The sequence below is a fragment of the Pseudomonas sp. BF-RE-22 genome (assembly GCF_019956155.1).
Lineage (GTDB): Bacteria > Pseudomonadota > Gammaproteobacteria > Pseudomonadales > Pseudomonadaceae > Aquipseudomonas > Aquipseudomonas migulae.
In genome coordinates this window covers 21,831-29,724 of the sequence record NZ_JAHBDD010000049.1, presented here as the reverse complement: position 1 = coordinate 29,724, position 7,894 = coordinate 21,831, and the positions used below count along the sequence as shown (strand labels likewise).

Here is a 7,894-nt window from a genome sequence, read left to right as displayed (position 1 = left end):
CGCGAAGGCGGTGTGTCAGTCAGCATTGATGTATCTGACATATCGCCTTCGCGGGCAAGCCTCGCTCCTACGGGAGGGGGGTGTGTTCGATTAATCGTTGTACTGGCTTAGCAACCGCTCAAGGCGCGCGCTGAGGCGGCGTTTGATTTCGGTTTCGATGTGCGGGGCGAAGTCGTCGATCACGTCTTGCATGATCAATTGCGCGGCGGCGCGCAGTTCGCTGTCCAGGTGCAGCAGGTCGTCGGGACCTTTGCTGGCCGCGGGTGCCGGTTGCGCGGCAGCGGCGACTGGTGTCGGTGCGACGGTGGGCTGACTGGCGCTGACCGTGTCGAACAACATCGGAATCTGTTCCTGCTCTCCATCGTCGACCGTGTCGGTCAGCAGCGGTGGTTGCAGGTTGTCATCGCCGAGCAATTGGCGGATCGACTCAAGGTCGTCCAGCAGGTGCGCGGACTTTTGCAGCGGTTTTGGAGTGTCCATCGGAATGCTCAGAGTCGCTGTAAACGGTGATCTTGCAGAGGATAGCCCTGTTCGCGGTAGAAACGGAAACTCTCCCGCGCAGCCGTGCGTATCGCCGGATCCTCCACCACCACTTCCGCCACCCGGGCGAATTTGTTGGCAAAGGCCGGGACTTTCAGGTCGAGGTTGACCAGCAAATCCTGATGTTGACCGCAGTCATCGCCAAGACCCAGCACAATCAAACCGTCCGGCTCGCTTTCGGCGGGGCCGTGGGGCACGAAGCTTTCGCCCTTGAAGGCCCACAGGCGTGCATCGAGATCGTCACGCTGGGCGGCATCGCTGCAATGCAGGTAGATGCGATGGCCCATGCGCCAGGCTTTATCGGTGAGCTTGCAGGCGAAATCCAGCCGTGCCGAAGGATCGGCGCTGGGCAGGATATAGAAGTCGACTTTGGTCATTGCGGTTCCTGAGCCCCAGGCGGAGTCGCCCGAAAGCAACGCCGCCCGAGGTCATCGGTTTCAGGCTTTGGCGCGGTCCAGCAGGTACTGGGTCAGCAATGGAACCGGACGGCCAGTGGCGCCCTTGTCCTTGCCGCCGCTGGTCCAGGCGGTGCCGGCGATGTCCAGGTGCGCCCAGTTCAGGTTTTTGGTGAAGCGCGACAGGAAGCAGGCAGCGGTGATGGTGCCGGCTTTCGGGCCGCCAATGTTGGCGATGTCGGCGAACGGGCTGTCCAGCTGCTCCTGATACTCGTCGAACAACGGCAGTTGCCAGGCGCGGTCGTCAGCCGATTGGCCGGCGCTCAGCAGTTGGCCGATCAGTTCGTCGTTGTTGCCCAGCAGGCCGGAGGTGTGCGCACCCAATGCAACGACGCAAGCGCCGGTCAGGGTTGCGATGTCGATCACGGCTTGTGGCTTGAAGCGCTCGGAGTAGGTCAGGGCATCGCACAGCACCAGACGGCCTTCGGCGTCGGTGTTGAGGATTTCCACGGTCTGGCCGCTCATGGTGGTGACGATGTCGCCCGGACGCGAAGCGTTGCCGCTCGGCATGTTCTCGGCGCAGGCGAGGATGCACACCAGATTGATCGGCAGTTTCAGCTCGAGCACGGCACGCAAGGTACCGAACACGCTGGCGGCGCCGCCCATGTCGTACTTCATTTCATCCATGCCGGCGCCCGGCTTCAGGCTGATGCCGCCGGTGTCGAAGGTGATGCCTTTGCCGACCAGGGCGTACGGCTTCTCGGATTTCTTGCCGCCGTTGTATTGCATGACGATCAGGCGTGGCGGCTGGGCGCTGCCCTGGCCGACGGCGTAGAACGAGCCCATGCCCAGTTCCTTGATTTTCTTCTCATCAAGGACTTCGACTTTCAGGCTTTTGAATTCTTTACCGAGGTTTTTCGCTTGCTCGCCGAGGAACGTCGGGTGGCAGATGTTCGGCGGCAGGTTGCCCAGGTTGCGGGTGAACGCCATGCCGTTGGCGATCGCGGTGGCGTGGGCCACGGCGCGCTCGACTTCAGCCTGGGCTGCCTTGATGGTCACCAGGGTGACTTTCTTCAGGGCGCGAGGTTCGGCTTTCTGGCTCTTGAACTGATCGAAGGTGTATTCGCCGTCCACCAGGGTTTCGGCCAGCAGACGCGTCTTGCCGTAGCTGTCGCGACCCTTGACGATCACTTCGTCCAGCGCCAGCACGGCATCGCTGCCGCCCAGGCCTTTCAGGGTGTTGAGGATGCCGGCGATGATTTTACGGAACGGGCGGTCACCCAGTTCTTCGTCCTTGCCCACGCCGACCAGCAACACGCGCTCGGCTTTCAGGTTCGGCAGGCTGTGCAGCAACAGGCTCTGGCCAACCTTGCCGGCCAGGTCGCCACGCTTGAGCACTGCGCTGATGGCGCCGCCGCTCAGTTCGTCGAGTTGTTTGGCAACGGCGCCGAGCTTGCGGCCTTCGCCGACGGCGACTACCAGGGTGGAGGTTTTCAACGTTTCTGGGTTAACGCTTTTTACAACCAGTTCCATGTCCGGGTCCCTGAATGATGGGTCAACACGCAAGTGCTCGACGACAGACGTTCGAGCCTGCTTATTTATAGAGTGAAAGACGCAAGTCACGGCTTGCGACAAAGGCCGCAGTTTGAACCTCGCTACCGGCGCCTGACAACCCTCGGTTGTACGATCTTCTGCGCTTTGGCCGCCTGCGTAACCATGCGCAGTGACAGGCGCGTCCAATCACAGGATAATGCGCCAACTTTTTTCGGCGGCTCTGTCTTGCGGGCTGCCTGATACGTTTGCTTGTTTGGCCGCCTTAGCCTGACAACCCTGGAGTGTCTGGTTTGATCGTCTTCCGTTACCTATCCCGCGAAGTCCTGTTGACCTTGAGCGCCGTCAGTGCCGTGCTGCTGGTCATCATCATGAGCGGACGCTTCATCAAATACCTCGCCCAGGCGGCGGCTGGCCTTCTGGATCCGGGCTCGCTGTTCCTGATCATGGGCTTTCGCCTGCCAGGCTTTCTGCAACTGATCCTGCCGCTGGGCCTGTTCCTCGGGATCCTGCTGGCCTACGGTCGCCTGTACCTTGAAAGTGAAATGACCGTGCTCTCTGCCACGGGCATGAGCCAGCAGCGCCTGTTCACCATGACCCTGTTTCCGGCCACCCTGGTGGCACTGGTGGTGGCATGGTTGAGCCTGAGCCTGGCGCCACAAGGGGCCAATCAGTTTCAGTTGCTGCTGAACAAGCAAGACGCGCTGACCGAGTTCGATACCCTCGAGCCGGGTCGCTTCCAGGCCCTGCGTGACGGCACCCGGGTGACCTACACCGAAACCCTGTCGGATGACCGCATCCACCTCGGCGGCGTGTTCATTTCGCAAAAGAACGTCTCGTCGGACAAGAAGGATCGCGGGATTTCCGTGCTGGTGGCCGAGAAGGGCCGTCAGGAAATCCGCCCCGACGGCAACCGCTACCTGATTCTCGACAACGGTTATCGTTATGACGGTAACCCGGGGCAGGCCGACTATCGTGCGATCAAGTACGAAGAGTACGGCGTACTGCTGCCTAAGCCGGACGTCAGCGACGAAGTCACCGACCGTGATGCAATGCCCACCAGTTCGTTGCTCGGCAGTGATGACCTGCGTTCGCGCACCGAGTTGCAATGGCGCCTGTCCTTGCCCTTGCTGGTCTTCATCGTGACCCTGATGGCGGTGCCGCTGTCGCGGGTCAATCCGCGCCAGGGCCGTTTCCTCAAGCTGCTGCCGGCGATTCTTCTTTATATGGCTTACCTGAGCATCCTGATTGCCGCTCGCGGCGCCCTCGAAAAGGGCAAGATCCCGCCCGCGCTGGGCTTGTGGTGGGTTCACGCAATCTTCCTGGCCATCGGCCTTGGCTTGCTCTATTGGGAACCCTGGCAGTTGAAGCGGGCGAGTCGCCGCAGCGCGCTGGAGGTGGCCCGTGGTTAAGCTCGATCGCTACATCGGTAGCAGCGTCTTTATCGCGATCCTGGCGGTACTGGGGATTATTCTCGGTCTGGCCACGCTGTTCGCTTTCATCGACGAGATGGGTGAAGTCAGCGATACCTACACCCTGGTCGATGTCTTGAGTTACGTCCTGCTGACCGCGCCGCGCCGTCTTTACGACATGTTGCCGATGGCAGCACTGATCGGCTGCCTGATCGGTCTCGGCAGTCTGGCCAGTCACAGCGAGCTGACCATCATGCGCGCTGCGGGCGTGTCGATCGGCCGGATCGTCTGGGCCGTCATGAAGCCGATGCTGATCCTGATGGTGGTGGGCGTGTTGATTGGCGAGTACATCGCGCCGGCGACCGAAAGCACTGCGCAGGCCAACCGCTCGCTGGCTCAAGGCAGTGGTGATGCGCAAAGCGCCAAGCATGGCCTGTGGCACCGTCAGGGCGAGGAGTTCATCCACGTCAACTCGGTACAACCCAACGGCGTGCTGTACGGCGTGACCCGTTATCGCTTCGACGATCAGCGGCACATGCTGTCCTCGAGCTTCGCCAAACGCGCGAAATTCGACCAGGATCACTGGCAGTTGAGCGATGTCACGACCACGCTGTTCCATGACAAGAGCACCGAAGTGGTCACGGCCCCGGTCGAGCGCTGGAACGTGGCGCTGAGCCCGCAACTGCTGAGCACCGTGGTGATGTCGCCGGATTCGCTGTCGATCACCGGCCTGTGGAGTTACATCCACTACCTGGCGGATCAGGGGTTGAACAATGGCCGTTACTGGCTGGCATTTTGGGTCAAGGTGTTGCAGCCGCTGGTCACTGCCGCCCTGGTACTGATGGCGATCTCCTTCATCTTCGGTCCGCTGCGCTCGGTTACCCTCGGTCAGCGGGTATTCACCGGCGTGCTGGTGGGCTTCACCTTCCGCATCGTCCAGGATTTGCTGGGGCCTTCGAGCCTGGTGTTCGGGTTCTCGCCGCTGTTTGCGGTGCTGGTGCCGGCGGGTGTGTGTGCCCTGGCAGGTGTCTACCTCCTGCGCCGAGCCGGTTGAAACACACGAACCTGTAGGAGCCAGCTTGCTGGCGATAGCGCATCGCTTCGGTCATCCAGACCCACTGCGGCGCCCCCATCGCCAGCAAGCAGGCTCCTGCAAAAGCCTTCAAAAACGCCCCTGTCGCAAGACCGGGGCGTTTTTTGTAGGTGCCGTCTGACCTGCGAACGTGACGCTTGCGCCGTGGATCAGGTACAATTCCCGGCTATTTTTCGGCGGGCCATGCCTGCAGCCTTTTTGAGTGTTGATCCGTGAGTGATTTGAGTCATATCCGCAATTTCTCCATCATCGCCCACATTGACCATGGCAAGTCGACGCTGGCCGATCGCTTCATCCAGATGTGCGGCGGCCTTGCCGAGCGCGAAATGGAAGCCCAGGTGCTGGACTCCATGGACCTGGAACGTGAACGCGGGATCACCATCAAGGCCCACAGCGTCACCCTCTATTACACCGCTCGCGATGGCATCAAGTACCAGCTGAACTTCATTGACACCCCGGGCCACGTTGACTTCACCTACGAAGTCAGCCGGTCGCTGGCGGCCTGTGAAGGTGCCTTGCTGGTGGTCGATGCCGGTCAGGGCGTTGAAGCGCAGTCGGTTGCCAACTGCTACACGGCGATCGAGCAGGGCCTGGAAGTCATGCCGGTCCTGAACAAGATCGACCTGCCACAGGCCGATCCGGACCGCGTCAAGGAAGAAATCGAAAAAATCATCGGCATCGATGCCACCGACGCGGTCACTTGCAGTGCCAAGACCGGTCTGGGCGTCGATGAAGTGCTGGAGCGCCTGGTCACCACCATTCCGGCGCCGACCGGCAACTACGACGATCCGCTGCAAGCGTTGATCATCGACTCCTGGTTCGACAACTACCTGGGCGTTGTGTCCCTGGTGCGCGTGCGCCACGGTCGCGTGAAGAAGGGCGACAAGATCCTGGTCAAGTCCACCGGCAAGATCCACCTGGTGGACAGCGTCGGTGTATTCAACCCGAAACACACCCCTACCGCCGACCTGAAGGCCGGTGAAGTGGGCTTCATTATCGCGAGCATCAAGGACATTCACGGTGCGCCAGTGGGCGACACCCTGACCTTGAGCTCCACCCCCGACGTTGACGTGCTGCCAGGTTTCAAACGCATTCAACCGCAGGTGTACGCCGGTCTGTTCCCGGTCAGCTCCGACGACTTCGAAGATTTCCGTGAAGCCCTGCAAAAGCTCACGCTCAACGACTCGTCGCTGCAGTACACCCCGGAAAGCTCCGACGCCCTGGGCTTCGGCTTCCGTTGCGGGTTCCTCGGCATGCTGCACATGGAAATCATCCAGGAGCGCCTGGAGCGCGAGTACGACCTGGACCTGATCACCACGGCGCCGACGGTAATTTTCGAGCTGTTGCTGAAAACCGGTGAAACGATCTACGTCGATAACCCGTCGAAGCTTCCGGACCTGTCCACGATCGAAGACATGCGCGAGCCGATCGTGCGGGCCAACATTCTTGTGCCGCAAGAACACCTGGGCAACGTTATTACCCTGTGCATCGAGAAGCGTGGCGTGCAGCACGACATGCTGTTCCTCGGTACCCAGGTTCAGGTGACCTACGATTTGCCGATGAACGAAGTGGTCCTGGACTTCTTCGACCGTCTGAAATCCACCAGCCGTGGCTATGCTTCGCTGGATTACCATTTCGATCGTTATCAATCGGCTAATCTGGTGAAACTGGATGTGTTGATCAACGGTGACAAAGTCGACGCCCTGGCGCTGATCGTGCACCGTGACAATGCGAACTACAAAGGTCGCCAGTTGACCGAGAAGATGAAAGAACTGATTCCACGGCAGATGTTCGACGTGGCAATCCAGGCCGCCATTGGCGGTCAGATTGTGGCGCGGACAACCGTCAAGGCACTCAGAAAGAACGTATTGGCCAAATGCTACGGTGGTGACGTCAGCCGTAAGAAAAAGCTGCTGGAAAAGCAAAAGGCCGGTAAGAAACGCATGAAGCAAGTCGGCAACGTGGAAATTCCACAAGAAGCCTTCCTTGCAGTGCTCAGGTTGGATAGTTAGGTCCTATGTCACTAAATTTCCCGCTGTTGCTGGTCATCGCCGTGTTCGTCTGCGGCCTGTTGGCGTTGCTTGATCTGGTTTTCCTGGCGCCGCGTCGGCGTGCCGCCATCGCCTCCTATCAGGGCAGCGTCAGCCAGCCGGATGTGGTGGTGGTCGAGAAGCTGAACAAAGAGCCGCTGCTGGTCGAATACGGCAAGTCGTTCTTCCCGGTGTTGTTCATCGTGCTGGTCCTGCGTTCGTTCCTGGTGGAGCCGTTCCAGATTCCTTCCGGCTCGATGAAACCGACGCTGGATGTCGGCGACTTCATTCTGGTGAGCAAGTTTTCCTACGGGATCCGCCTGCCGGTGATCGACAAGAAAGTCATCGATGTCGGTGATCCGCAGCGCGGCGATGTGATGGTGTTCCGTTACCCGAGTGATCCGAACGTCAACTACATCAAGCGTGTGGTCGGCCTGCCGGGTGACCAGGTTCGCTACACCGCCGACAAGCGCCTGTTCGTCAACGGCGAGTCGATTGCCGAGCAACTGGTCGGCTCCGAGCCGGGCACGCTGGGCAGCGCCGAGCTCTACAAGGAAAAACTCGGCGCCGCCGAGCACCTTATCCGCAAGGAAATGAGCCGTTATCGCGCATCGCCTGACCATACGTGGACCGTGCCTGCCGGGCACTACTTCATGATGGGCGACAACCGCGACAACTCGAACGACAGTCGTTACTGGGATGATCCGACTATTCCCAAGGATCTGCTGGGCATGGTTCCCGACAAGAATATCGTCGGCAAGGCCTTCGCAGTCTGGATGAGCTGGCCGGAACCCAAACTCAGTCACCTGCCGAATTTCTCGCGGGTTGGCCTGATCAAGTAATCACACACGGCGCTGTTGAACACAGCGCCGA

At 60.3% G+C, this 7,894-nt stretch carries 7 protein-coding genes; 4 read left to right on the top strand and 3 right to left on the bottom strand.

What is annotated here, in order from left to right; translation table 11 throughout:
* Positions 1 to 90 precede the first annotated feature (90 nt).
* Genes KGA82_RS22030 through KGA82_RS22020 form a run of 3 tightly spaced genes read right to left on the bottom strand, consistent with a single transcriptional unit; the run spans position 91 to position 2,468 of the window.
* Positions 91 to 480 carry a hypothetical protein gene (locus KGA82_RS22030; protein ID WP_008042480.1) on the bottom strand — a complete coding sequence of 130 codons (390 nt, stop codon included), beginning with the start codon at positions 478 to 480 and terminating at the stop codon, positions 91 to 93.
* Positions 481 to 488: 8 nt separating this feature from the next.
* Positions 489 to 917 (bottom strand): DNA polymerase III subunit chi, encoded by a 429-nt coding sequence (locus KGA82_RS22025; RefSeq protein WP_008026678.1) that lies wholly within the window; start codon positions 915 to 917, stop codon positions 489 to 491.
* A gap of 60 nt (positions 918 to 977) precedes the next feature.
* Entirely contained in the window at positions 978 to 2,468 is a 1,491-nt protein-coding gene (locus KGA82_RS22020) for a leucyl aminopeptidase (protein WP_008026682.1), read from the bottom strand.
* A 311-nt stretch (positions 2,469 to 2,779) separates the two neighbouring features.
* On the opposite strand from KGA82_RS22020, the gene lptF reads away from it, so the two are divergent.
* The 4 genes from lptF to lepB all read left to right on the top strand — a co-directional run bounded on the left by lptF (position 2,780) and on the right by lepB (position 7,863).
* Positions 2,780 to 3,898, top strand: coding sequence for an LPS export ABC transporter permease LptF (gene lptF / locus KGA82_RS22015; RefSeq protein ID WP_008042482.1), 1,119 nt, complete (start codon positions 2,780 to 2,782; stop codon positions 3,896 to 3,898).
* Positions 3,891 to 4,952 carry an LPS export ABC transporter permease LptG gene (gene lptG, locus KGA82_RS22010; protein ID WP_008042483.1) on the top strand — a complete coding sequence of 354 codons (1,062 nt, stop codon included), beginning with the start codon at positions 3,891 to 3,893 and terminating at the stop codon, positions 4,950 to 4,952. The genes lptF and lptG overlap by 8 nt, the downstream gene beginning before the upstream one ends.
* A 251-nt stretch (positions 4,953 to 5,203) precedes the next feature.
* The gene (lepA, locus tag KGA82_RS22005; RefSeq protein WP_008026688.1) at positions 5,204 to 7,003 is read left to right on the top strand and encodes a translation elongation factor 4; all 1,800 of its coding nucleotides are present in this window, start codon (positions 5,204 to 5,206) and stop codon (positions 7,001 to 7,003) included.
* Positions 7,004 to 7,008: 5 nt separating this feature from the next.
* Positions 7,009 to 7,863, top strand: coding sequence for a signal peptidase I (gene lepB / locus KGA82_RS22000; RefSeq protein WP_008026689.1), 855 nt, complete (start codon positions 7,009 to 7,011; stop codon positions 7,861 to 7,863).
* Positions 7,864 to 7,894: the final 31 nt, after the last annotated feature.